Here is a 26,289-nt window from a genome sequence, read left to right as displayed (position 1 = left end):
GTTTAATAATTAAAAGTTTTATAAGAGGTGCCCATTATGGCAAAAAAGAAAAGTGGGAAACCGCATATCAGTTTTTCAGAAAGCCTAATAGTAATTATCTGCATTTTGTTAATATTGGGATACCTAATTATTATTAAGGCACAATCTCCGCAGGTTCCATTATTTTTTTCTGTAATTTTGTTAATGTTCTATGGCTTTATAAGAGGATTTAGTTGGGAAGTTATAATGGATGGAATTGAAGAAGGAATAAAACCAGGAATAATTCCATTGGTTATCTTTTTAATGATTGGAATTTTAATTGCGACTTGGATTTATGCTGGAACTATTCCAACAATTATGTATTTTGGCTTTAAACTAATTTCAATTAAGTTCTTTTTACCAATGGTATTTGTAACCTGTTCACTTATTGCTTTGGTATGTGGGAGTTCATTCACAACTATTTCCACTTTAGGAATTGCCTTTATGGGTATTGGGGAAACCTTAGGAATTAGCCTTGGCTTAACAGCAGGAGCTATTGTTTCTGGAGCATTCTTTGGTGCAAATGTATCACCGTTATCGGGAACGGCTAATTTGGCTGCAGCAATTGGTGATGTTGATTTATATGATCATATAAAATCATTAATTTGGACAGATTTACCAGCTTGGTTAATTTCAATAGTCATTTATTTTATAACTGGGTTAAATCATGGTAATGCTAATCTTAAGATGATTATATCGATGTCAAATGAACTACAAAATAATTTTTGGATTTCGTGGTGGGTATTATTACCCGTAATATTACTATTAGTAACTGCATGGTTAAAGATGCCAGCTGTTCCTTCGTTAGCCTTTGGAGCAATTTTTGCAATAGTGATTGGGTGGATTCATAAACCAATTGGCATTAATAGACTTGCAAATTATATTATGAATGGTTATGTAGCGCATACTGGAAATGCCAACATGGATACACTTCTTTCAAAAGGTGGTATTAGTAGTATGCTAAGTTCCTTATCATTGATCATTTTTGCCTTAATTCTAGGTGGATTACTAATTAACTATGGAATTATTAAATCTTTAATTATAGGAATTGAAAAATTTATTAATAGTGCTGGAAAGTTAATTTTCGCTACGGCAATAACATGCATTGGGGTAAATATTTTAGTAGGAGAACAATATTTATCAATTATTTTGCCAGGTGAAAGTTTTAAGGAGTCATTTAAAAATCGTTCTTTACCGTCTACTTATCTTACTCGTGTATTAAGTGATGCGGGTGGGGCAGTTAATGCAATTGTTCCATGGAGCGTTAGTGGGGTATTTATTTCGGGAGCATTACAAATTAATCCGTTTAAATATATTCCCTTTGCTTTTTTTCCGATTATTGTAGCAATACTAACAATATTAATTGGCTTTATTTTAAGCCATAAAGATAAACGATCAAAAATAAATTCAATGAGGTGATCTTAATGGATATTTTAGAAGATTTAGAATGGCGCGGTGCTATTAATCAATGCACTGATTTAGAAGGATTACGTAAACTATTAAATGAAAAGAAAATTTCATTATATTGCGGAACTGATCCAACAGGTGATTCCCTACATATTGGTCATTTGATTCCTTTCATTATGTTGAAACGTTTCCAACTAGCAGGCCATCATCCATACATTCTTATTGGTGGAGGGACAGGATTTATTGGAGATCCATCAGGAAGAAACAGCGAACGTCAATTGCAAACGGCAGAGCAAGTTCAACACAATAAGGAAGGATTAACGAACCAAATGATTAAGTTGTTTGGGACGGAAAACTTTGATATTGTTGATAATTATGATTGGTTAAGCAAAATCAATTTACTTGATTTTTTACGTGATTATGGTAAAGCATTTAATATTAATACAATGTTAGCTAAAGAAGCAGTTGCAAGTCGTCTAAAAAATGGAATTTCGTTCACTGAATTTAGTTATCAGATCTTGCAATCGATTGATTTCTTACATTTAAATGAAGAGAAAGGTATTCAACTTCAAATAGGTGGAGCTGATCAATGGGGAAATTTAACTAATGGTGTAGACTTGATCCATAATAAAAAGCCAAATGAAAAGGCGTTTGGTTTAACAATTCCATTAATGTTAAAGGCAGATGGAACTAAATTTGGAAAAACTGCTGGTGGCGCTGTTTGGCTTGATCCAAATAAGACTTCGCCATTTACCTTCTACCAATTCTGGCTTAACCAAGACGATCGTGATGTAGTAAAATATCTTAAATACTTTACATTCTTAAGTCACGATGAGATTAATGAACTAGCCGAAAAAGTTAAGACTGAACCTCAAAAACGTGAAGCTCAGCGTCGTTTGGCAGAAGAAGTAACTAAGTTTGTTCATGGTGAGGAAGCTATGAAACAAGCAAAGAAGATTTCTGAGATTCTCTTTAAGGGTAATGTAGCAGAGCTTTCAACTAATGAATTACAACAAGCGTTTGAAAAAGTTCCTTCAATAAAAATAAGTAATACTTCTACAAATATTGTTGATTGGTTAGTAAATAGTAAGATTGAGACATCTAAGCGTCAAGCACGTGAGGACGTTAAAAATGGTGCAATTACAATTAATGGAGAAAAAGTTACTGACCTTGATTTTGTTGTTGACCCTAGTACTAATTTTGACGGTAAGTATGTGGTTGCAAGAAAAGGAAAGCGAAATTACTTTTTAGCTAAGGTTACTGAATAAGGCTGATTAATTAATTTGCATATAGTAGGCTATTCTTATTCTCCTTTTAAATCTAATTAAATCTAAAATTCCAATTTCCAATTAATGAAGTTTAAATAGTGAATTTTTGTAATTAATTTGATTACAAAGATTCATTATTTTTTTGATTTAAAAAAAACAATTTTTGATAAAAAATAGAAGTTATTATAGTATTTCTCTAATCAAATAGTTTAGTTGAAACTAAAATAATCCTTTGCTATACTACATTTTGTAGATATGCCTTTTGTTTATCAAAAGGTACGTTCGAAGGTAGGTTGCTGGAAAAATACTGATTTTATCGGTATTTTTTCCAGCATTTTTTTATACGAAAGGAGCTAAAAATATGTCTAAATTTCGCTTGCAGTCCGTTGTCTTTGTCTTAACCGCATTTTTATTAGGATGTAATGAATTTATGGTTGTGGGGGTTATTTCTGATATTGCCAAAAGCTACCATGCTTCATTATCAACGGTTGGTTTTTTAGTTACTAGTTTTGCAATTATTTATGCTATATGCACGCCTTTAATTACCACTTTGACAGGTAAGTTTGATCGTTTCAAGGTTCTGATAGTGTTGATGTTAATCTTTTTAATCGGTAATACTTTAACCGCAGTTGCGCCTAATCTATTTTGGCTATTTGTTTCACGGATTGTGACAGCTGCCGTCGCAGGGACAATTATTTCACTGATTCTTGTATTTGTAAGTATGATTGCACCAATTGAAAAACGGGCAATGCTGGTTGCTTCAACCTTTGCGGGCTTCAGTATTGCTACGATTGTGGGGGTCCCTGTTGGAACGGCAATTAGTAATGCTTTTTCTTGGCGGGATAGTTTTGCCTTAATCTCGGTTTTAACCGTAATTATTTGTGGCTTCTTGTATTGGCTAACACCGCGCAACAGCCGTCAAGAGAACGCGTCATTGGGTAACCAAGTTCAACTTTTTAAGGATCGGCGAATAGTTCTTGGGGTTATCGTAATGGTAACTTTGATGTCTGCCGAATATACCTTCTATACTTATATTCGTCCAATCATTACTACTGTTCTTGACTTTAGTACGACCGATTTGACATGGTTATTAGGGCTTGTTGGGGTTACGTTTATTCTTGGTAATATATGTGCCGGCGTAATCGCAAACCGGTTTGGAATCACTAAACTTACTGTTATTAGTAGCACTGTCCTTATTTGTTTATTGTTGATGAATGCAATGTTCCATGTTGCATGGTTAGGAATTCTGTTATTGTGTGTTATTTGCTTTGTTCTAGGAATGCCCGGTTCAATTCTGCAAGTAATGTTTCTGAATATTGCTGATCGGGAGTATCCAGAAGCAATGAATCTGGCTTCTTCATTAAACCCAATTTGTACTAACGTTGGGGTATCGATTGGTTCATTGACGGCATCGATCAGTATCAATTTTGTTCAAATTAACCAGATTGGATATGTTGGGGCTATCTATGCCTTAGTCGCAGTTTTTGGTTCGCTTTATCTGATTAAAACAAGCGCCAAATAGAAGTGATTATATGCATTTGAAGAATTATTCCAATAGCAGTAAAATTATTTCTGTATTAATAGGTTTGATACTATTAGGGAGGATAATTTTATGAAGTTAAGTAAAAAGCAACTAGCAGCAACCTTGATGACTGCTGTTTTAGCGGGGTCAGTAATGATTGGATCTGTGGCAACTGTTGAGGCTGATAATGCTAGCGGATCACCAGAAGAGCAAGCTGATATTACTAATTGGATTGCTAATACCCCTGAACAAATTTCTAATAATATGGCGATGCAGCACATTAATACGAATAACCTTAATGGCACGCGTTATATTATTCAGTGGGGAGATACTTTATCGGGGATCTCAGCTGCAACTGGAATCTCGGTGGCTAAACTTTGCTATGATAATAACATTCAAAATGCTAATTTAATTTTTGCCGGGGATGTTCTTATCTTAAATCGTGAAGGAAGCGTTCCTGCTGGCTATGATCCCAACGTAAATCCAAATGTTGTTGCTCAGACAAAAATTACAATCAATAATGGACCAACAACAGTAAACATTGCTGTTCAACCACAATCTGTTGTTAAGAATTATGATAATTCCGACAATTCTGATCATTCGACAACAATTTACAAGGCGGGCGCGGTAAATTCATTTAACAATAACGACAATGATAATGAACAAAGCGATAGTCAATCCAGTTCAACTAAGTCTGCTAAGCATCAGAAGCATACTTCATCAGTCAGTGCTTCTGACATTGTAAGCGGCTTGAACGATGCTAATAATAATGACAAACTGTCCTTTGATGAAGGGGATGGTGGTAGTGACGCTGATGAACTTAATGTTGATTCAGCAGCTATCTTAAAGGATGCTAAAAAGAATGACTATGATGCGATCCTTAGTGAAATTGAAAGTGCCCTAGGATCAAAAGCCAAGAAGGATACGACAATTTACATTGAAAAAGATGGCAGCGAAATCCATGTCTATGCTAGTGTTAACGATGATGATAGCAGTAACAGTAGCAGTGCTAAGAGCGATAAAGATGATGATAGCAGCAGTAGCAGCGAAAGTGAAAGCAGCGATGACAGCAGTCAAAGCAGCAGTGACGATGAAGATAGCCACAGTCAAGCTACTACTAGCGATCAAGACACCGACACTTCTGACGATGAGTAATAGGGGATAAGAAATGCAAAAAAAGACAAAAATTATTATTTCTGTTTTAGTAGCAGTAATGGTTGTCATTGGTGGCTTTTACCTCTATGCTAGTCGGACAGTGGCTAAACGCCTTCCTGGTCACGTTTATGAATATACATCAGTGTCAGGTAATCAGAATGCTTATATGACCTTTGCCACAAGCGGGGATCAGGTTGTTGTTACTCCCGACAAGGATACGGCAATCAAAGCAAGCAATAGTGCCAGTGATTTTCAACAAGCCTACCAAGATAACGCTAAGGATGGTAAGTGGAATTATAAGGCACAAGGAAATCGCTTGACCCTTTCGAAACTCCAGAATGGGAAGGTTTCGATGTGGCAATATAATCATATGTTAGCATTAGGCAAAAAGATGCGGTCTGGTAACTTTACTTATCAGATTGCTAATGCTGGTCAAGGAATTGATCATAAAGCGACTAAGTTTGAACAAATTCGATGATATAAAGTTAAATAAAAAGGTCTCCCAATCCCAAAGGAGGCCTTTTTATTATGGATAAATATGAGATTTTCTTCTTAAAATGAAAGCGTTGTGACGAAACGCTTAAACTTATCTAAAGCCCCATTAATTCAATAATTAATCATGATAAAATGACCATACATTAATGTATTAAGATTTTGTTGTTTAGGAATGAGAGATGATTAAGGAGAAGGTATAATGGCAATTTACTTACGACAGGCAACCCAGGATGATCTTCAAAGGGTTATGGAAATTATTGAGCAAGCTCGAGCGCAACTAAAAGAGAAGGGGAATCCTCAATGGCAAGATGGTCATCCTTTCCAGAAAACGATGGAAAATGATATTAAAGCTGGCTATAATTGGGTGTTAATTGATAACCAAAAAATTGTTGGGACGGCTACTTTACAACTAACCCCGGAACAAACGTATGAAGAGATTAAAGATGGATCATGGTTAAAGCCGAATGAGCCATATGCGATCATTCATCGACTAGCAGTTCTTCCTTCTAAAAATGGTCAAGGTTTTGGAAAATACATCTTTTCTAACTTACTTACGGTTGGTTATTTGCAGGGAGTAAGGAATTTCCGCTATGATACGCATTATAAAAATATTCCCGTCCAAAAAATAGGCCAGGAGATTGGCTTTATAAAACGCGGAACGATTTATATTGATGACAAAATTGACAATAAACATATGGGGTTTGAACTGAATTTAAAATAAAAAGTCCACCTGCCCTAAACGGTTATTAGGACAAATGAACTTAATATTCTTTTCCTGTAATTATTTAGCTTAACTATTTTGCTTTAACTAATTTCATAACGCGACAGGTGCCCCATGTCATTGCGATGATGACAATGATGGTAGTAACGGTACTGCCGAGCGGAAATGAATAATTTAGCAGAATTCGGTAAATGATAAAACCAATCAACCAGAGAATTAGGTTAGTCCATTGGCAATTTTGTTGACGATAATCGACTTTCAAAATGAAGTAATCTGTAATTTGAATCGCAATCATTGGGGCAAAGACAGAACCAATAAGGTAAAGAAAATTACTGAAATTGTCCATGGGAAAAATCAATGCACTAATTGTTCCTAGAATTGTTGCACCAATTGCGGCCATTCTTCCTGACCATTTACTGAAAATCGTTTTTGAAGAAACACCGGCAGAATAAGCGTCCATGAAAGTTGTTGTGATTGTGGAAAAAATAATGATAAATAAACCGGCAATTCCTAATCCGGCCCGCAAAATAATCGTTGCAATATTAATGTCATGAGTAAGGAGGGCGGCTCCTAAACCGATGAAAGCCATCCAACAACTAGTCAGGCCATAGACAATTGCACTAACCCCGCTAGTTGGCACGGGTCGTTGAGCAACACTGGTGTAATCGCTAATAAGTGGCAACCACGATAATGGCATGGCGATAACTAACTCCATCCCCTGGGCCCATGACAATGTACCAGTTGATGAACTAACAGAATGGTGAGTAAAAATTGCTGCGCATAGGAGGCCACTTAAAATTACTAACGTCGAGATGGTTACAAGATTAAGATAATAAAGGTGCCGAACCCCAACGAGCAGCCAACCAATGATTAGGGCGCCGATTAAAATGACCCATAATGCTTGATTAAGGTGCCAGACCCCATTGGCTGCTAATGCACCGTCATAAATCATGATTCCAGTCCAGCCGATCAGTTGGAGAACGTTCAATAAGGCAAAAAATTTACTACCATTTTGTCCAAAGCTAATTTTTGCAGCATTCATTGAACTAAGACGTTGCTGACCGCCGATAATTCCAGCTAAAAAGAGCAAAAAACAGCCGATAATATGACCGATGATAATTACGGCAATCCCTTTTGTAAAACCAAGGGGAGCCAAGTAAGTACCGGTTAGGATTTCAGCAATTGAAATTCCAGCGCCACACCAAATCATGCTGTTTTCGGTAATTGTTGTCTGTCGTTGCATAATTCCACCATCCTTATGTTTAATTTGATTAAGATAGTGCAAAGTAAAAAGCGACCAGTAATCACTTTGATCCTGGTCGTCCTTTATTAATCCTTCCTACGTTGGCATTATCCAAATCAGGTTCATTGGGTCGAGACGCATAGTCCCCTCTCAGCCTGTCTGCAAGCTCCCCGTTTATGCAATTTAATTTAATCTTAGCAAATCTCGGTTGAATGTCAATTAATGATCTTAATTTACGGATTAAGCCGGACACTACTCCTGTGATGTGATATAGTAAGGGTGTAATTTTTTAAGTAAAGCGAGGGAAGATCATGGCTAAATACACTGTTGAATTAAGTGAAGAAGACATCCAAATGATCAAGGATTGTCATTCAAAGAATCCTTCGATCATGAAGGCAATGAACGACGCTAAAAAAGTTGAAGATTAATAGCAAGACTGGAAAGAAGAGGGAAGCATTCTTTCTGGTCTTTATTTACTTTTGGGGAGGATAAAATTGAAAAAATTAATGGAAGTTCTTGCGATTGCTAGTTTGGGCGTTGCCTTAACTGGTTGTGGAAACCAAAGCACGCAAAACAGTAGCAATACCACAAAGACTAATTCAGAAGCTAGTAACAATCAAAATACTACTAATAATAATACAAGCAGTAGTGAGTCGCATCACGATAGTTCATTATGGAATAATCAAAAGAACGAGCAGTTGGCATCATTTATGCAAAAGTGGGGACCAACGATGCACCAATCCTATGAACAATATGATGGTCAAAATGAATTGAAGGTTTCAACAGGAATAACCTATCCAGACGGCTTGAGTAAAGAATTAGTAGAAGGACAGTCTGGTTTGATTGGCTGGGCACCATCAGGCAAAGGCGATTACGAATATAATGTTGTCGCCATCTATAATCATGACGGGACAGAACCGCCACTACCAAACCGGATTACGTACTTCTTTGCCTTCCATAATGGCAAGCCGGTTGTATTAGTTGACCAATCCAATAATGGTGATCCAGATTGTCATCCAACGACTAATACGGATCTGGAAAGTAATTTTGAACGAATTGCAAATCAATAATAAAAGAAACAATCCCACCATCTGACGTCATGGTGGGATTGTTATTGGAAAAGCTGTCTCTAAATAGAGATTGTTTTGTAACTGTGTATTGTATTAATGAATATTCTATCTAGAAAACAACGAATCCTTTTTTGAAAGAAATGGCGTCATCAAGCAACGGCAAAGATTATTACTGTGCGCTCAACGATGCATTCAAATCGTCAGCCCGTGACCCCACTCCCTTAAAAAAGAAAGCGATAAGTAAAGCTAAAACCGTACTAATAACTTTATTTATCACCTCTATATTAACACGTTATAAAATATTTTATAGTGTAAAAATAATAAAAATGGATAGAAATAAATATTCAAAAACTGAATGGAAAAGGATAAAATTTAAATATTGGATTTTGAAATCAGATCGTTCTAAACTATTTTTAGAATAAAGGAGGCAATTTCAATGAAAAAAGCAATTTTTGAAAAAGCAGGTCAAATGAAGATTGTTGATGTTGATCGTCCAACAATTGAAAAACCTGATGACGTGATTATTAAGGTAGTGCGGACCTGTGTTTGTGGTTCCGACTTATGGAACTTCCGGGGAATTAATTCAGTTGAAAAGGATTCTGAAAACTCTGGTCATGAAGCAATTGGAATTGTTGAAGAAGTTGGTGAAGATATTACTACTGTCAAGCCTGGTGACTTTGTGATTGCTCCATTTACTCATGGATGTGGGCACTGTGCTGCTTGTCGCGCGGGCTTTGATGGCTCTTGCCAAAGCCACAGTGATAACTTTAGCTCTGGTGTTCAAGCTCAATACGTTCGGTTCCAACATGGTCAATGGGCGCTTGTTAAAGTTCCAGGCAAGCCAAGTGACTACAGCGAAGGAATGCTTAAGTCCCTCTTAACCCTTGCTGATGTTATGGCTACTGGTTACCACGCTGCACGCGTTGCTAATGTTAGCGCTGGTGACACGGTTGTTGTAATGGGTGACGGTGCTGTTGGTCTTTGTGCGATCATTGCTGCTAAGATGCGGGGCGCTAAGAAGATCATTTCTACTAGTCGTCATGCTGACCGTCAAGCTCTTGCTAAGGAATTTGGTGCTACGGACAATGTTGCTGAACGTGGTGACGAAGCAGTTCAAAAGATCATGGAACTCACTAACGGTGCCGGTGCTGATGCCGTTCTTGAGTGTGTTGGTACTGAACAATCTACTGATACTGCCATGAAGGTTGGCCGTCCAGGTGCCATCGTTGGTCGAGTTGGCTTACCTCATACGCCAAAGATGGACATGACGTTGCCATTCTACAACAACACTATTGTCGGCGGTGGTCCAGCATCAGTAACTACTTACGACAAGGACGTATTGTTGAAGGCTGTTCTTGATGGTGACATTAACCCTGGTAAGGTCTTTACTAAGAGTTTTGACCTTGACCAAATTCAAGAAGCTTATGAAGCAATGGATAAGCGTGAAGCAATCAAGTCTTACATTATTATGGATGGCTTTGAACGCGATTAATGTTTGAAAATGATTAAAACAAAAGAGGCTGGGGAACCAACCTCTTTACTATTTTAAAGTAAAAAATCAATAAGCGTGCTAAAATACTGTGGTAGAGAATAAGCGTAAACGGGATGATAAAAATGCGTCGGTATGTATTTCTTGCACTGGCGATTGTCTTAAACTCAATTGGTCATTCAATGACGATTGTAACAAATTTAGGGAGTATGCCCTGGCCAGCCTCAATCGTCAATATTATGCATATGATGGGCTGGAACATGACAGAGACGATTTTTACAGAAGGACTATTTGTCATTGGCCTGAATATTCTTTTAGTTGGCGAATTTGTTCCTAAAGAATTTGGCTGGGAATTAACGTTTTTAGTTCCGTACAGTATTTTTATGCAACTCTTTGCGAACTTATGGCGCTTTTGGGGAATTGATACAATGAACATTTTATTGCGCTTCGGTTTTGACCTGCTCGGCTTAGTGATTGCCTTTGCCGGGTATGCCCTTTACCAGCAGTGTGATTGTTGTTTTCATCCACACGATAAGTTAACGGTCTACCTAAAACGCCGCGCCAGTCTTAAATTCACGAAATACTTTAATATCGTCTTGCCCGTTATCATTATCTTGCTATGTTCTCTTAAAAATCATGCAATCTTTGCTTTTAATATTGGAACGGTGATCGGCTTTTTCTCTCAGAACTGGATTGTCAGTTTCTGGCAGGAACGCCTCGAACCGTGTTGTCATTTCTAACTTTATGGAATGGGGATGATTAAATGCGTCGATTTTTAGTAGCACTCTTAGTCGCTGGCATGATCGGAATTGGCGATTATCATGTTCTAGCTGATGCAGATGCGCCTTCCCAACCCTTCCAGTCATCATTTTTTAATCAGGATTCTTCTGATAGTAATGATTTTCAGTTTTCTAATGGCGGTCAACGACCAAATGCAGACCGGCTAAGAATTCCAGAAAATACACCGACACCGCTTGAAGGTTTTAAGTGGAAGAAAAAGAATATTACTATTTATATGGAAACGGCTGATCCAAAATTAAAATGGGCTTTTCGTGATGCGGTCAAAAAGTGGAACAAAACGAAAGCAGTCCATATCCGCTGGACTAAGAACGAAGATAAGGCCAATATTATTGCGGCCGATGGTGATCTAGCACGAAATAATACGGGAAACAATGGTGTTGGCTATACAACATCTGAACTCGGCTCAACCCGGACTGAATATGACCCGACTACGAATACCTTGCATAAGGCAACTTCAACTTTGGACCCTAACCAGTTAGACTATACTAACAAAGAATTCCGAAGTGAGGTTGCTCAACACGAACTGGGACATGCACTTGGATTGGCTCACGCTCCAGAATATGAGCATAGTGTGATGATCCCGCGAAACATCAAAAACGGAATAACTAAAAATGATGCTAAAACGTTAAGAATGTTATATCATGAATAATTTTGAAATAGGTGTTGACAATTAGTAAGGATAAGGATATTATAATTACAATTAAATTAGAAATTGCTTAGAAAAGATGAGTAATTATTTAATGCCATTACAGAGAGCTAGGAAAGATGAGAACTAGTATGGTAATGAATAATGAAGATGGTCTTGGAGCAGACTGATGCTGTGAGCATATATGTTAGCAGCAAGCGATTAGCACCCGTTACCGTGCTGGAGTATTTTTATGTACTTCTTGCGGGTCTTATTGTGAGATAAGGCTAAATTAGGGTGGTATCACGTTAATGAATATTAAACGTCCCTAGGAATTGGTTGAATTACCGTTCCTAGGGATTTTTTAGTTCCAAGATTTATCCTCATCAGGCAGAAAAGGAGAGTTTTATTATGGCTAAAGTTGAAAGTTTTACATTAGATCACACAAAGGTTAAGGCACCTTACGTTCGTTTAATTACCGTTGAAGAAGGGGCAAAGGGAGACAAGATTAGTAACTATGATTTACGGTTAGTTCAACCGAATGAAAATGCAATTCCAACTGCTGGGTTGCATACGATTGAACACTTGCTTGCTGGCTTGCTTCGTGACCGCTTGGACGGCGTAATTGATTGCTCTCCATTTGGCTGCCGGACTGGGTTCCACTTAATTACATGGGGTGAACACTCAACTACTGAAGTTGCCAAGGCATTGAAGTCTTCACTTGAAGAAATTGCTTACAAGACTAAGTGGGAAGATGTTCAAGGAACAACCATTGAATCTTGCGGTAACTACCGTGATCATTCATTATTCTCTGCGAAGGAATGGTCAAAGAAGATTCTTGATGAAGGTATTTCAGATAAGCCATTTGAACGCCACGTGGTTGACTAATAATAATTTTGGTAAACGCTGACTAAGGATTTCTCGAGAATAACGACATGTCGGATCCCGTTGGCTATTGCGATTAGTTATGACGAATAGCGAAAACAAAAGTAAAGGGGTAGTTATGATGAGAAAGAAAAAGCATACTGGTTGGTGGATTGTTGGTATTGTAGTAGTGATTCTAGTTGCGGCTGGACTTAGTGTGGGCGCTAATGGTGGGTTTACCCGCAACGATGAGATTACTGTTGGAACGATTGGCCCGGATGTGCAGGTTTGGCAACACATTGCAAATAGTAAGCAGGCCAAAGATGAAGGCTTGAAGATTAAGGTCAAGAGTTTTACTGATCCCGTAGCCTTAAACCGGGCGACTGCTAGTGGTGAAATTGACGTTAATGCTTTCCAATCATGGTCATATCTGCAAGCTTATAATAAGGAAAATAAGAAAGCACAGTTAGCGGCGATTGGAACTACCTATTTAGAACCAATGGGCTTATATTCGGATAAGTATAAGAGTGTTAAAGACATTCCAGATGGTGCCACAATTGCGATCGCTAATAATCCAGCAAACACGGCGCGTGGCCTCTTGCTCTTACAAAGTGCAGGGTTAATAAAATTGAAGCCGGGCTTTGGGGCAACCAGTGGAACCAATGAAATTGCGGCTAATCCAAAGAACCTTCAATTTAAAGAGATTGATGATACCACCGGACCACGGGTATTAAAGTCAACTGATTTAGTATTAATCGGTAATACGATTGCGTTAACTGGTCATTTAAATGTGTTGAAAGATTCTATTTATCACGAACAAGTTGGTCAAAGCACGAAGAATAATATTAATATTTTAGCAACTGCTAAGAAGAATAGTGATAATAAAGAATATAAGAAGTTAGTTAAGCTTTACCATAATAAGCAAATTCAACAATGGATTACTAAAAAGTATCAAGGAACAAAGGTTAATGTTGATAAGCCATTAAGCTATTTAACAAATTAATCATGAGGGAGCGAGAAAGAGGTCATGAGTGACTTCTTTCTCGCTCCCTTTCGTTCTGTTAAACAATTTGACCAAAATAGCGTATAATTAAAATGATAGAATCTTAGGTTTAACTACAAGGCATGATTTAAGTAAGGGAGCTAAAATTATGAAATGGGAAAGAAAACTTGCACAAAGCGTTGTCACAATTGTTTTACAAGCACTGGTTGCACGGTTTGTATATCACCTGTTCGAAAAAAAGCAGCCAAAAAAAGCAACGAAAAATAATGACTGATGCGTTACGGATGGTATTAAGCGTAAAGCGACCATTCGTTTTTTTATTAATTTTGCTCTTAACAATGCCAAGTATAAATTCTGTTGACCTTTAAATTAATAAGATGATAAAAAGTTAATTTAAAAGGATTTAGATTAGGCTATAATTATAAGAAGATAAATGATTAAGAGACGGGGGATATCTTATGGGTAAAAATAATCCTTTACGGAGCATGACTCCCAAAAATAAGAATTATAAATTATACAAAGCAAAAAAACAGTGGATTACTGCCTGTGCTACTTTTATGCTGGCTTTTGGGGCAACTGCAGTAGTAAATGCTAGTGTCCAAGCAGATACAACTACCCCAGCAACAACTCAAGCAAGTGGCAGTACTGTAACTGCAACTGAATCGGCGCAACCGCAAAGTTCAGGGGTTGAGACTGCCCAAAATACTGATGAAACGAAGGGAAATGTTGTAGCTGATACTACGGATGCTGCTAGAACCAGTGAACAAAAGACTACAACTGCTCAGGATGCTGAAAATTCAAGTTCCGCTTCTTCTGCAAATAAAACTAATAGTGAAGAAGAAAATAAAAATGCTTTTCTTGCTCTCAATGTAAATACTGCTGAGAATCCTGCCAATGAAACACTTCAAGAAAATAAGATTGCTGCAACAACAGCCGCTACCAATGGCGGATATGATTCTGCTACTTGGGGGACATTAGATACCTCTAAGTGGACAGGGCAGAATACAACCTTTGATGGAACTGATTACTACCAATTAACTGGTTATACCGGTGATCAAACTCATATTATTGTGCCTAACGAGGCCGACTTTGCGGCAGCTGGCACATCAACTAATGGCCTGCAAGTAGCAATTTCTAATGATTTGCTGAATCAATGGAAAAACGCCACTACGATAGCTTTTAGTAAGACTGAAGATAAGAAAGTTAAGCTAGCAAGCACTAACTTAAACAATACATTCCAAAATGATACGAGTTTGACCAATTTAGATGCCAATAGTTTAGACACCAGTAGCGTTACTTCGATGCAATCTACTTTTGATGGTGCTTATAAGCTATCTTCTTTAACTGGAATCAGTGATTGGGATGTTTCAAATGTAACCAATATGTATGCCTTGTTCCAAAATGCGACTGGTTTGACTAGCTTAACTGGTTTGGAAAACTGGGATGTTCAAAAAGTTACGAACATGAGTCGGATATTCAACAATATTAACAAAGTTACGGATCTTTCCCCTCTGAGCAATTGGAAGACTAATAGTTTACAAAAACTCAACACCGCATTTGCTAACAATAGTTTTACGAACTTACAAGGTCTAGAAAATTGGAATGTAAGTCATGTAACTGACATGGGTGTCATTTTTATGAGTGATGCTAATCTGACTGACATTAGTGCCTTAGCTAATTGGGATACTAGCAATGTAACTGATTTGAATCGGGCATTTAATGTTAATCCCGCATTAACAAGCCTGCATGGTTTGGAAAACTGGAATACCAGCAACGTAACTAATCTTAATGCAACTTTTGCCAATGAAGGATCATTGGTTGATGCAAGTGCGATTGCTAACTGGAACACGAGCAATGTTACCAATATGTCAGTTTTGTTTGCTGGTTCAAATGCTCAGTATATTGATTTTTCTAACTGGGACTTTAGTAAGGTGACTAGTGCATCGAATGTCATAAATAACACTAAGTCAGTCGTTTATCTCGGTAATAACTCCACACTTACTGCTGATAAGTTAAACACATTGGGGCTCAGCAACTTTGGTACTTTCAATCAGCCGATAGTTTTGACTAGTGGGGCTCTTTACACCCTTTTATCTGGCAAAAATAGTAATACACACACTATCACTATTAATAATGCCAGTGGTAGCCAACTTACTACTATTTCGGTACCGGTTGTTTACGATGCATCTTCGGCAAGTAATATGACAGATGCCATTAATAGTTACAAAGACATGGTTGATCAGAAACTTGAGGATTATATTACTGAACATAATTATGTATTAAAGAGAGTTTCAACTGCCCCTGTTGACGATGTAACTGGTCACAACAATCACTTGGTTAACTATGCAGATGCTACATATCAAGTTGTTACTATTCCGGCAGATCAAAAGAAAGAAATTCAGATTCAAGACAAGACTGTCTACAAAGGAAATAGCTTAACTGCTAAAGATTTAGTTGCTAATAGTGCAGATTTTCCAGCAGGAACGACATTCGAATTTGTTGATAATAGTGAACCAAATTGGAATCAATTAGGAACCTATGATGTTAAAGTTATTGCAACTTATCCAGTTTCTGTGAATGGTCAGCAATATACTGCCATAACTGCTCCCGCTACTGCTAAGGTGACTGTGACTGATCAAATGCAGTTTACCATTACTTACTGGGATGATACGGAAAATAAAGAGATTGTTCAATTTGATATAGCAAATGCTGGTAATGGGGCATATGACAATCAACTTTCATTTCCAAAAGGCGTAAATACAAACAATTATCAATCTGTCAGTGTCTCTGGAGTACCGGCAGGAGTAACGATTGCCGGGGATTTCTGGAAGCCGTTTACAGATCCAAGTTGTAATTGGACAGTACCAAATTATAAGTGGGATGCTGAGGCAGCTCCGTCGTTATTTGATGCTAACATTGTTGTCCACTTAGTTCATAAAACACAAGATGTAACCAATACGGACCCAGGTGCACAAGAAACACGCACAGTGACAGCTGATTTCGTTAAGATTAATGAAAATGGCACACCCGAAGAGACACCTTTTGATTCAGCAACTTTAGATGTTTACTATATTCGTCAAGCTACTAAAGATTTAGCAACTGGAAAAGTTACTTATGGCGATTGGAAATTAAACACAAGTAAGGGTACTAATGGCCTCCAAGTGGCAAATGGATCTTGGAATTTGCCAACAAATAGTAGTGCAGATGTTACTGTGAATGCACCAGAAGCTCCTGACGGCTATGTGAAAGTGGATTCTCAAGTTAATGGTCAATCAACTACTAACTTTGGAACGGCAGCTAATATCAGCAGTAAATTAACAACTTACTATGTACCTAAATCGTTAACCGAAAAAACAGTTAACCGCGTAATTAACGTCACACCACCAAATGACCCCGGCCAACCGTCAGTTACCCACACTACAACACAATCAGCTACGCTTACTAGACCTGTACGTGTAAATGCTGATGATAGTGGTGTAGTATTTGATGGCTTTACTGGAAGTGGCTGGACGACAGGTCAGTGGGTACGGTTTAGGGATATTTGGTCGCCTAACAATTACACGAGAATTATCAAACAAATTGTTACTAATCCTGATGGGACAACTACTGAAACAACGCTAAATCTTCCATTTCCTAGACCTATTCCAGACCAAACTGTCAATGGTGATACGCCTGATACGGTGATCAATATAACTTATACCGCAGTTGCAACAGCAACTTTGTCGGGCACTAATGAATCAACCTATACTGGCAGTCCAATTACTGTTGATGACCTTAATAATGGTTTTGGTGATGACTCAATCTATGCTACAGTTACAGGACCTACAGGTAATCTCTATAGCTTACAAGCTGGAGATGTTGAATTTTCATCTGATAATGGTCAAACTTGGTCGATTGCTTTGCCAACTAATGCTGGTACTTATGAGTTACGTTGGACAGCTCAAGGTAAACAAAATATTATAAAAGCATATGGTAATAACAGTATTAAGTGGGAAGAGGATGGTCAGTCAACTATTACTGGTACTGCCACTTATATTATTAATCCAGCGCCAGCTACCTCGACTTTAAGCAACCAGACATCAGGAAATTACACCAAAGTTTATGATGCTCAACCTACAACTAGCATTGACGCTTCTAAGCTTACAATTACCACTAACTTTAATAATACTGAAGTTACTTTAGATATGGCTGGTCTTAATAATGACAGTTATGAGTGGGTAGATGCAAACGGTAATCCAATCACTAATCCTGAAAATGTTGGTACTTATTATATCAAGCTTAAAGATAGTGCATTGGCTACTTTGCAAAAGGATAATCCTAACTTCATTTTGACTAATACAGGCTTAGCTATTTACACCATTACCGCTGCTGAAAATACTGTCAGTGTCGATGGAACACAAACCGAAACTTACACGGGCCAACCAATTAGCGTTGATTATAATGCGAATGGCACTAACAGCGTTCAAGTAAGTATTAGTGCTAAAGACGGCGCAACAGCTAGCTTAAGCAATGTTCAATTAGACTCTGATGACTTCCAAATCGTTGATGTTAGCGGTAATCCAATCACTGCAGAAAATGCTGGTGGGGTTTACCATATTATCTTGACCAATGATGGGACTGCTAAGATTCAAAAAGCGGTTGGTGATAACTACAAGATTAGCCAAGGTACTAGTTTTGGTACTTTAGTCATTAATAAGGCACAAGCTTCCGCAGAATTTAGTGGCAATCCTTCATCCACTTACACTGGCACTCCTAATAGTAATTACTTAAACGGCTTCTCAATTAAGCTGAATGAACCAAATAATCCAACTTATAACTTAGTGGCTGGTGATATTGAATTTAATGTCGATGGTACGTGGACTACCACTGTTCCGGTTAATGTTGGAAAACATGAAGTTCGCTTGTCACAAGCTGGTTGGGACCATATCAAGGCAATTAACAGTGATAACGTAACTTGGCCTGCTAGTGCTTCGGCTGGAACGGGAACTTACACTATTACAGCTGCTAGTGCTAACACTCAACTTAGCGGTCATAATTCAATGGTTTACAATGGCAATTCAGTAACAACAGCTGATTTGTATACGGATGGTTCAACGATCAAAGTAGCTATTAGTGGTAATAACATTGTTAACTTGCCATCTAGCTTTATTCTTGAAGATGGTGACTACACTTGGAATACTCAAGATGGTAAAGCCCCTGTTAATGCTGGTAACTATAGTTTGACTCTATCTAGTGCTGGCCTTGATAAAATTCAAGCTGCAATTGATGAGGCTGTTGGGAAAGGCAATGTTATCTTGTCTAAGGACAATACTGGCAGTGCTACTTTCCAAATTGCCCAAGCTATCTCACCAGACGTTCAGTTAGATGGTAATGAAAAGAGTGAATACAATGGCCACGCAGTAAGTTTTGATCCAACTAATGAAGAAACCAAGAAAAACTTTGGCTTCAATAATGTTCAAGGTTTAACTATTCCAAACTTAACTGCCGATGACTTTGAATGGGTTGATCAAGATGGCAATCAGATTAGTGCTCCAACTAATGCGGGTTATTACTACTTGCAATTAAATGAAAAGGGTAACTCAGCCTTTGCAGCGGCTAACCCTAACTATACATTTGTTAAGGATGGAAATAGTACCATTTCAGGTCACATTACTTATCAAATTTATCCAGCAAGTCTAGTTATTGGCGTAACTGGAACGGCATCAGAAGTTTATAACGGTCAAAATGCAGCCATTACCCAAACACAGCTTGATAATGGTGATATTAAACTAGTGTGGGGTAACTCAACTGATGAACCGATTGGATTAGGCGGCTTCACTTTAACGCCAGAAGATTTAGAAGTTGTCGATAGCGCTGGTAATCCAGTCAGCCATGCTAACGCGCAAGAAAACGATAAAACCGGTGACCCAGCTTACTACGTTCGTCTAACTAATGCTGCACTTAATAAGATTAAGGCCTTAACCGGTGCAAGCAATTATGACATTAGTTTAGGTGGAACTACTGGTAATTTCTTGATCTATGCTCGCAAGGCGCAAGTTACTTTAAGCGGTAATCAAACGACCACTTACGGTACTGATTTAGCCCTCGATCCAAGTGCTTACCATATTGAACTAACTAATTGGAATAGCAGTGTTCCTGTGCCAACTGATGCTGAAATTATCCAAGTAATTGGTGGTTTGAAGTCTGGGGATGTCTACATTAATGGCTTTACTAATGGTCAAATGCCAGTCAATGTCGGCACTTATCAAGTTAAGATTGCTGATCAATTGTTACAAAGACTACAGGCAGCTTTTCCAGATTATGATTGGGACGCTGTTAGTGGGACTAATAGTCCTGCTAGAAGTGGATCATCTGATGCGACTACTGTTGATGGCAAGCATGAACCAGCTACGTATGTCATTACACCTGCTGATACTACCGTTACGATTAATGGCGCAGAACATATTAAATATGGTGAAAATTCGACGATTCAATATGGTGACGATAATGGCTACACTATTACCATTACTGCACCGGTTAAGAATGCGACAACTGACAATGAACATGAGCCAATTTATACAGATTTGAAGCTTGAAACAGGCGATTTAGAGTTTGTAACTACTCCGGGCAATGTTGGTACTTATCAAGTGAAATTATCTGCTCAAGGGTTGAAGAAGCTTCAAGATTTAACTGGCTCAACTAACTATAATTGGACGCAAGCTTCTGAAGCACGGGCTAACTTCTTTGTTGACCAGATGCCAGTGACAATTGCTGTCGGTGGAAATGAGCAAAACGTAACTTATGGTTCCAATGATTGGTTAAGTGCTATTAAGAAGAACCCGCAAGGCTATACCATAACTGTAAAGACTGAAAACGGGACTTTAAACTACCAAGCTAAAGATGGCGATTTAATTTTTAGTCAAACACCAGGTAATGTTGGTAGTTACCAAGTTGTCTTATCATCTCAAGGTCTGGATAATATCAAGACTGCTTTGGGTACTAACTATGCCTATCCACAAGCTGCTGGTGATGTAACTACTTATGGCACCTTTAACGTGAGCCAAGGCGAAGTCACGATTAGCTTAGACGGTAGCGATAGTAAGACCTATGACGGGAAAACTACTACGCCAAGTGATTTGAATACTGGTAAGTATAATTTGACTTATTCAGCCACGGTTTATGCTCCAGACGGTACTGCACAAACGATTCAGTTAACTGCTGAGGACTTGCAGTTTGTTAATGGTGATCCTATTAATGCGGGTAGTTATACGGTTGAATTATCACCAGCTGGTCAAGCTAAGTTGAAGAGTTTAACTGGCAACAATGGCGATAACTACAAGTGGACATTTAATACCAATGCAACTTACACGATTAATGCAGCTACTGATGCTAGTGCAAGCTTGTCAGGTTCTAACCAAATGATATTTAATGGCTCAGTAGTAACTACCGCTGAAATTAACAATGGTGGTGACATTATTGTTAACTTGACCTTCCCTGGCAGCACTGAAAATAGCATTTATCACTTGCAAGATGGTGATTACATTTGGACTAATGGTGAGGCACCAACTAATGTAGGTACTTACACTATTGAATTAACAGCAGATGGTTTAGCTCATTTGCAGGCTGCCATTGATCAATATGCTGGTTCAGGGAATGTAAAAATTAGTGCAGACAGTTTAACTGGTTCAGCTACTTTTGAAATCGTTCCTAAGTCAATTACTGATGTCACTATCTCTGGCAAGGATCAAGCAAAGACTTACGATGGTCAGCCTGCTAGTTTAGATGTAAAAGACTTAACGATTAACGCTAATGATCTTGTGACTGATAACCAATTATCAATGAAAGGTATTACTGCTAGTGACTTTGATTGGTATGATGCACAAGGTAATAAGCTTGATGTGGTTCCAACTAATGCTGGTACTTATGAAGCTCGTTTGAAGTCTACTGCTCTCCAAACATTACAAGCTGACAACCCTAACTACAGCTTTAATACTGCCAATGGCACGATTAAATACACAATTAATCAAAAAGCAGCTACTGATACTTTAGGTGGAAATGGCAATAAGGTCTACAACGGTCAAAGAACTTCAGTTAGTGACGTTCTTGATTCAATTACTTGGACGTCAAGGGACTTAGTTGATGGTCAGAGTTTAGATCTTTCTAATTTAACCGCTGATGACTACGCTTGGTACACCAAGAACGCAGACGGTACTTACACTGAAATGACTGGCTTACCAACTAATGCCGGCACTTACTACTTAAAGCTTAAGGATAGTTCGATCGCTAAGATTCAGGCAGCCAACCCTAACTATAGTTTTGCTACTGGCGCAATTAGTGGTGAGTACACTTATGTAATCAATAAGGCTAATGCTGATGTTTCAATAAGTGGTTCTCAAACTACTAAAGACTTAGCGATTGATTCTAATAATTATCAAGACAGTGTAAAAACTAACAATGATCAAGATCTGACTATTCCTAAATTAACAGCAGATGATTTTGTCGTTGCTACAAAAGATGGTCAAAAAGTTAAGGCAAGTCAGTTAACTGAAGCTGGAACTTATAACGTTGAACTCAGCGAAGATGCGATTAATAAGATTCGTCAAGCAAATCCAAATTACGATATTGCCTTTAGTTCAACAGCAATATTTACTTTGGAAAATAGTAGCCAAACTATTAACTATGTGGATGCTGATAACAAAGTAATTAGTTCAACTAATATTAGCGGTCACATTAAGGGAACTAAGCTACCATTTATTCCTCAATTCCCTGCTGGTTGGATAGCAAGTGATCCAAGCAGTGTGCCAAGTGAAATTACGCTTGAAAATGGAATTACTACTATCAAGATTAAGCATGGCATAACCAATGTTGATCATACAAACCCAGTTCCAGACGGTGAAAAGACGGTAACCGGTGAAGTAATTGATGGCGCACATGAAAATGATTTGAACCAGACGATTACTAGAACGATTGTTGTAACTAACCCAGATGGAACTAAGCAGACGATCACTCAAGAAGGTAAGATTTACCGTGACGCTACTTACGATAATGTCACCGGTGAAGTAACTTATGGTGAATGGTCAATAGCTAAATGGGATGCATACACTCCAGAAAATATTCCTGGTTACACGGTAAGTGAAAGTGTCGTGCCAGCTGTTGAAGTGAAGAACGGTCAACAAGATGAGACAGTCAACATCACTTACACGGCTAATGAACAAACTGGTAAGATTTCCTACCAAGATACAGATGGCAATGCAATTGGCGCTACATCAATCTCTGGCAAGACTGGCGAAACCATAACTGTCACCCCAGAAATCCCAGCTGGCTGGCAATTAGTTCCAGGCCAAGAAATTCCAAAGACTGTCACTGCTACAGCGGAAGGGATTCCAACGGTAGTCATTAAGATTAAGCATGGCATAATCAATGTTGATCATACTAATCCAGTTCCAGACGGTGAAAAGACGCCAACCGGTAAAGTAATTGAAGGGGCTCATGCAAGTGACTTGAACCAAACCATTACTAGAACGATTATTGTAACTAACCCAGATGGAACGAAGAGTACAGAAGTTCAAACCGCTAAGCTTTATCGTGACGCAACTTATGATGATGTCACAGGTGAAGTAACTTATGGAGAATGGTCAACAGCTAAATGGGATGCATACACTCCAGAAAATATTCCTGGTTATACGGTAAGTGAAAGTGTCGTTCCAGCTGTTGAAGTGAAGAACGGTCAACAAGATGAGACAGTCAACATCACTTACACCGCTAATGAACAAAGCGGTAAGATTTCATATCAAGATGCAGATGGTAAGGAAATTAGAACAACACCACTTAGCGGAAAGACTGGTGAAACAGTAGCGATTACCCCAGACATCCCCGCTGGTTGGCAACTAGTTCCCGGTCAAGATATTCCAAAGACTGTCACTGCAACAGCGGAAGGGATTCCAACGGTAATAGTTAAGGTTGAGCACAAGAAAATTATTGTAACTCCAGATACCCCTACGGAAGATATTCCAAATGGTAAAGTACCTGGTGATCCAAATAAGACTTACGAGAAGATGGACGATCTTGTAAAGACTCCAACTCGTACAATTGTTGTAACTAAGCCTGATGGTTCTAAGCAAACAATCACTCAAAGTGTTGAATTTATTAGAACTGCAACATTTGACGAAGTAACTGGTGAGATAACTTACAGTGATTGGACATTGAATAGTAAGAGTAGTAAATGGGATGCATACACGCCAGAAACAATTCCTGGATACACGGCAAATCCAGCTCAAGTAGCTGAAGAAGATGTAAATCAAGAAACTGATAATACAACAGTCAACATCACTTACACCGCTAATGAGCAAAGTGGGATTATTTCCTACCAAGACAAAGCGGGTAATGAAATTGGGACAACACCACTTAGCGGAAAGACTGGCGAAACTATAACTATTACTCCAGAAGTTCCAGCTGGCTGGCAACTAGTTCCAGGCCAAGAAATTCCAAAGACTGTTACTGCTACAGCGGAAGGAATTCCAACGGTAATAGTTAAGGTTGAGCATAAGACGGTTGTTGTTACTCCAGAAACTCCTTCGACTGACATTCCAACTGGTAAAGTTCCAGGTGATCCATCCAAGAATTACCCGCTAATGGAACAACTAACGGTTACGCCAACACGGACAATCAATGTTAAATACCCAAGTGGCAAGGAAGACTCGATTCCACAAAAAGTTACATTTACCCGGACAGCGATCTTTGATGAAGTAACAGGTGAAATTAAGTACACTGAATGGCTTTCGCAAGGCACTGCGCAATGGGCTAGTTACCAACCTACAACTGTTACGGGCTATGTCCCTAGTCAAAAGATTGTTCCAGCAATGACGGTAAATCCTGAGACGTCAAATGAAACGGTCGACATCACGTACAATAAGATTCCGGAACCACAAGAAGGCCAAGAGATTATTAGTTACCAAGATGCCAATGGTCAAGTAATCCATACACAGACTGTTACTGGCAAAGAAAATAGTGATGTTTCCTTCAAGCCAGAAGTTCCGACTAATTGGCAACCAACTGGTGAACTTCCGCAGTCCGTGAAGATTACTGGTGGGACAACCGTGATTGTGATTGAGCCAATTACTGCGCCGGTTCAAGAGCATAAGAAGGTAACGCGGACAATCGTTGAGCACCTGCCAAGTGGTGATAAACAAACCGTGCAAACAGTTGTCTTAACCGGAACTGGGACTAAGAATTTAGTCACTGGCGAAGTTACTGACATTAAATGGGATCATGGTAAACTTGCGGCCTTTACTCCTACAACCGTACCAGGGTACACGACAAATATGAGTATTGTTCCTAAGGTGAATGTCACAGCAGCTAGTGATGACAGTATTGTCGAAATTAACTACATTCCTAATGAACAGACCGGATTTATCATTTACCGCGACGAAAATGGTAGTGATATTAGTCAAACTGTTCTCCAAGGTAAAACAGGTGAGAAGATTGCGGTCAACTTAACTGTGCCAGCTGGTTGGGAACTTGTCCCCGGCCAATCAATTCCAGCAACAGTCATGGCTACTCCTGCTGGAATTCCAAATGTTGTCGTTTTGATCAAACATCAAACGATCATTGTAAAGCCGGGAGAAGAAGCCCCAACAGGAAAAGTTCCTGGTAATCCATCAACAACTTACGAGAAGATGGAATCCCTAACCAAAGAGGTAACGCGGACTATTACTGTTAAGCTGCCGGATGGACAACGCCAGATAATTACACAGACTGTTAAATTTACCAGGACGGCAACATTTGACGCGGTTACTGGCAAGGTAACCTATAGTGGCTGGCAAGTTGATGGTAATGATGAGTGGCCAGCATATACGGCTCCAGAAATTAATGGCTATACCGCTAGTCAGGTCTCTATTCCAGCTGAAATGGTTATTCCTAGTGACGAAAATCAGAGTATTGAGATTGAATACACTAAGAATAATCAACCAGTAGAACCTGATAAGCCAGTAACGCCAATTACACCTGATCAGCCAACGACACCGACTAATCCTGATCAACCGGCACAACCAACTGAACCATCAGTACCGGCTAAACCAATAGCACCAACAAATAATGGTAATAAGGTAATGTCTGGTAATCAATTGCCAACTGAACCGGTTGAACAAGAAAAGCAACAGGTTCCAAATCAACATTTTATCTCACACCAATTAACTCAGACTTCATCAAAAGAAAAGTCAAAAGCTAATATTCTTCCGCAAACTGGTAATGATCAAAATAGTAGTTCTATATTAGGCTTCGCATTTGCTGCTCTGGCAAGTATCCTTGGTTTAACTGGTTTGAAGAAGAAACGTGAGAAATAACATTTTAATGTAATAAGAAAAATAAGCTCTCCACTATTTAGAAATTCTAAATGTGGGGAGCTTGTTTATATTTTGATCAAACAATTAAGAAAAGAAATTATTTATTAATATGAAAAAGCTTGATCACTATTAGAAGGAAAAGATTTTCGAGTCTTTATCGAGTGATATAGCAAAAGCAAAATGCTTAACGATTAACAAATGACAAAAGTTTCATTTGTTAAAAAAACTTAAACATTTTTTCTGACTTTAAAAATACTTAAAAATGCCGTTATATAAAGCCTCTATCAA

At 38.4% G+C, this 26,289-nt stretch carries 15 protein-coding genes, 1 riboswitch and 1 other annotated feature; of the genes, 14 read left to right on the top strand and 1 reads right to left on the bottom strand.

The annotated features are described in order from the left end of the window. The first annotated feature begins 36 nt into the window (after positions 1 to 36). From nhaC to LMB56_RS03085, 6 genes are all read left to right on the top strand, one after another. Positions 37 to 1,437, top strand: coding sequence for a Na+/H+ antiporter NhaC (gene nhaC / locus LMB56_RS03110; protein WP_229283433.1), 1,401 nt, complete (start codon positions 37 to 39; stop codon positions 1,435 to 1,437). Positions 1,438 to 1,442: 5 nt separating this feature from the next. Continuing rightward, positions 1,443 to 2,693 carry a tyrosine--tRNA ligase gene (gene tyrS / locus LMB56_RS03105; protein WP_229283434.1) on the top strand — a complete coding sequence of 417 codons (1,251 nt, stop codon included), beginning with the start codon at positions 1,443 to 1,445 and terminating at the stop codon, positions 2,691 to 2,693. Between the two features lie 361 nt (positions 2,694 to 3,054). Beyond that, entirely contained in the window at positions 3,055 to 4,215 is a 1,161-nt protein-coding gene (locus LMB56_RS03100) for an MFS transporter (protein ID WP_229283435.1), read from the top strand. Between the two features lie 90 nt (positions 4,216 to 4,305). Beyond that, positions 4,306 to 5,370, top strand: a complete 1,065-nt coding sequence (locus tag LMB56_RS03095; protein ID WP_229283436.1) for a LysM peptidoglycan-binding domain-containing protein — start codon at positions 4,306 to 4,308, stop codon at positions 5,368 to 5,370. Positions 5,371 to 5,383: 13 nt separating this feature from the next. Continuing rightward, positions 5,384 to 5,848: a hypothetical protein gene (locus LMB56_RS03090; RefSeq protein ID WP_003664784.1), complete on the top strand. Its 465-nt coding sequence runs from the start codon at positions 5,384 to 5,386 to the stop codon at positions 5,846 to 5,848. A 216-nt stretch (positions 5,849 to 6,064) separates the two neighbouring features. Next, positions 6,065 to 6,586, top strand: coding sequence for a GNAT family N-acetyltransferase (locus LMB56_RS03085; RefSeq protein ID WP_229280403.1), 522 nt, complete (start codon positions 6,065 to 6,067; stop codon positions 6,584 to 6,586). Between the two features lie 73 nt (positions 6,587 to 6,659). On the opposite strand, the gene cytX is transcribed toward LMB56_RS03085, so the two are convergent. After that, entirely contained in the window at positions 6,660 to 7,829 is a 1,170-nt protein-coding gene (cytX, locus tag LMB56_RS03080) for a putative hydroxymethylpyrimidine transporter CytX (protein WP_229283437.1), read from the bottom strand. A 74-nt stretch (positions 7,830 to 7,903) separates the two neighbouring features. Then, a riboswitch (TPP riboswitch) is annotated at positions 7,904 to 8,012 on the bottom strand. A gap of 311 nt (positions 8,013 to 8,323) precedes the next feature. On the opposite strand from cytX, the gene LMB56_RS03075 reads away from it, so the two are divergent. The 8 genes from LMB56_RS03075 to LMB56_RS03045 all read left to right on the top strand — a co-directional run bounded on the left by LMB56_RS03075 (position 8,324) and on the right by LMB56_RS03045 (position 26,001). Next, positions 8,324 to 8,899 carry a DUF4767 domain-containing protein gene (locus tag LMB56_RS03075; protein ID WP_229283438.1) on the top strand — a complete coding sequence of 192 codons (576 nt, stop codon included), beginning with the start codon at positions 8,324 to 8,326 and terminating at the stop codon, positions 8,897 to 8,899. 436 nt (positions 8,900 to 9,335) lie between these two features. Continuing rightward, entirely contained in the window at positions 9,336 to 10,391 is a 1,056-nt protein-coding gene (locus LMB56_RS03070) for a zinc-dependent alcohol dehydrogenase family protein (protein WP_229283439.1), read from the top strand. A gap of 122 nt (positions 10,392 to 10,513) precedes the next feature. Further along, positions 10,514 to 11,128, top strand: a complete 615-nt coding sequence (locus LMB56_RS03065) for a sugar permease (RefSeq protein ID WP_066035531.1) — start codon at positions 10,514 to 10,516, stop codon at positions 11,126 to 11,128. 23 nt (positions 11,129 to 11,151) lie between these two features. After that, positions 11,152 to 11,838: a matrixin family metalloprotease gene (locus LMB56_RS03060; protein WP_153706410.1), complete on the top strand. Its 687-nt coding sequence runs from the start codon at positions 11,152 to 11,154 to the stop codon at positions 11,836 to 11,838. Positions 11,839 to 11,897: 59 nt separating this feature from the next. Then, positions 11,898 to 12,147, top strand: a binding site (T-box leader). A 78-nt stretch (positions 12,148 to 12,225) separates the two neighbouring features. After that, complete coding sequence (locus LMB56_RS03055; RefSeq protein WP_003664767.1) at positions 12,226 to 12,702, top strand: S-ribosylhomocysteine lyase; 477 nt, start codon at positions 12,226 to 12,228, stop codon at positions 12,700 to 12,702. A 115-nt stretch (positions 12,703 to 12,817) separates the two neighbouring features. Continuing rightward, the gene (locus tag LMB56_RS03050; protein WP_229283440.1) at positions 12,818 to 13,681 is read left to right on the top strand and encodes a MetQ/NlpA family ABC transporter substrate-binding protein; all 864 of its coding nucleotides are present in this window, start codon (positions 12,818 to 12,820) and stop codon (positions 13,679 to 13,681) included. A 148-nt stretch (positions 13,682 to 13,829) separates the two neighbouring features. Next, positions 13,830 to 13,955, top strand: a complete 126-nt coding sequence (locus LMB56_RS10385; RefSeq protein ID WP_019253694.1) for a hypothetical protein — start codon at positions 13,830 to 13,832, stop codon at positions 13,953 to 13,955. A gap of 184 nt (positions 13,956 to 14,139) precedes the next feature. After that, positions 14,140 to 26,001 carry an MBG domain-containing protein gene (locus LMB56_RS03045; RefSeq protein ID WP_229283441.1) on the top strand — a complete coding sequence of 3,954 codons (11,862 nt, stop codon included), beginning with the start codon at positions 14,140 to 14,142 and terminating at the stop codon, positions 25,999 to 26,001. Positions 26,002 to 26,289 lie beyond the last annotated feature (288 nt).

It is taken from the genome of Limosilactobacillus reuteri (genome assembly GCF_020785355.1).
Classification (GTDB): Bacteria; Bacillota; Bacilli; order Lactobacillales; family Lactobacillaceae; genus Limosilactobacillus; species Limosilactobacillus reuteri_I.
Note: the sequence above shows the minus strand (reverse complement) of the source record. Positions and strands in the feature narration are given on the sequence as shown.

Coding starts and splice junctions, on each gene's coding strand:
- LMB56_RS03050 (WP_229283440.1), top strand. CDS start 12,818: ATGATGAGAAAGAAAAAGCATACTGGTTGGTGGATTGTTGGTATTGTA.
- LMB56_RS03045 (WP_229283441.1), top strand. CDS start 14,140: ATGGGTAAAAATAATCCTTTACGGAGCATGACTCCCAAAAATAAGAAT.
- cytX (WP_229283437.1), bottom strand. CDS start 7,829: ATGCAACGACAGACAACAATTACCGAAAACAGCATGATTTGGTGTGGC.
- tyrS (WP_229283434.1), top strand. CDS start 1,443: ATGGATATTTTAGAAGATTTAGAATGGCGCGGTGCTATTAATCAATGC.
- LMB56_RS10385 (WP_019253694.1), top strand. CDS start 13,830: ATGAAATGGGAAAGAAAACTTGCACAAAGCGTTGTCACAATTGTTTTA.
- LMB56_RS03100 (WP_229283435.1), top strand. CDS start 3,055: ATGTCTAAATTTCGCTTGCAGTCCGTTGTCTTTGTCTTAACCGCATTT.
- LMB56_RS03085 (WP_229280403.1), top strand. CDS start 6,065: ATGGCAATTTACTTACGACAGGCAACCCAGGATGATCTTCAAAGGGTT.
- LMB56_RS03070 (WP_229283439.1), top strand. CDS start 9,336: ATGAAAAAAGCAATTTTTGAAAAAGCAGGTCAAATGAAGATTGTTGAT.
- LMB56_RS03055 (WP_003664767.1), top strand. CDS start 12,226: ATGGCTAAAGTTGAAAGTTTTACATTAGATCACACAAAGGTTAAGGCA.
- LMB56_RS03090 (WP_003664784.1), top strand. CDS start 5,384: ATGCAAAAAAAGACAAAAATTATTATTTCTGTTTTAGTAGCAGTAATG.
- LMB56_RS03060 (WP_153706410.1), top strand. CDS start 11,152: ATGCGTCGATTTTTAGTAGCACTCTTAGTCGCTGGCATGATCGGAATT.
- LMB56_RS03065 (WP_066035531.1), top strand. CDS start 10,514: ATGCGTCGGTATGTATTTCTTGCACTGGCGATTGTCTTAAACTCAATT.
- LMB56_RS03095 (WP_229283436.1), top strand. CDS start 4,306: ATGAAGTTAAGTAAAAAGCAACTAGCAGCAACCTTGATGACTGCTGTT.
- nhaC (WP_229283433.1), top strand. CDS start 37: ATGGCAAAAAAGAAAAGTGGGAAACCGCATATCAGTTTTTCAGAAAGC.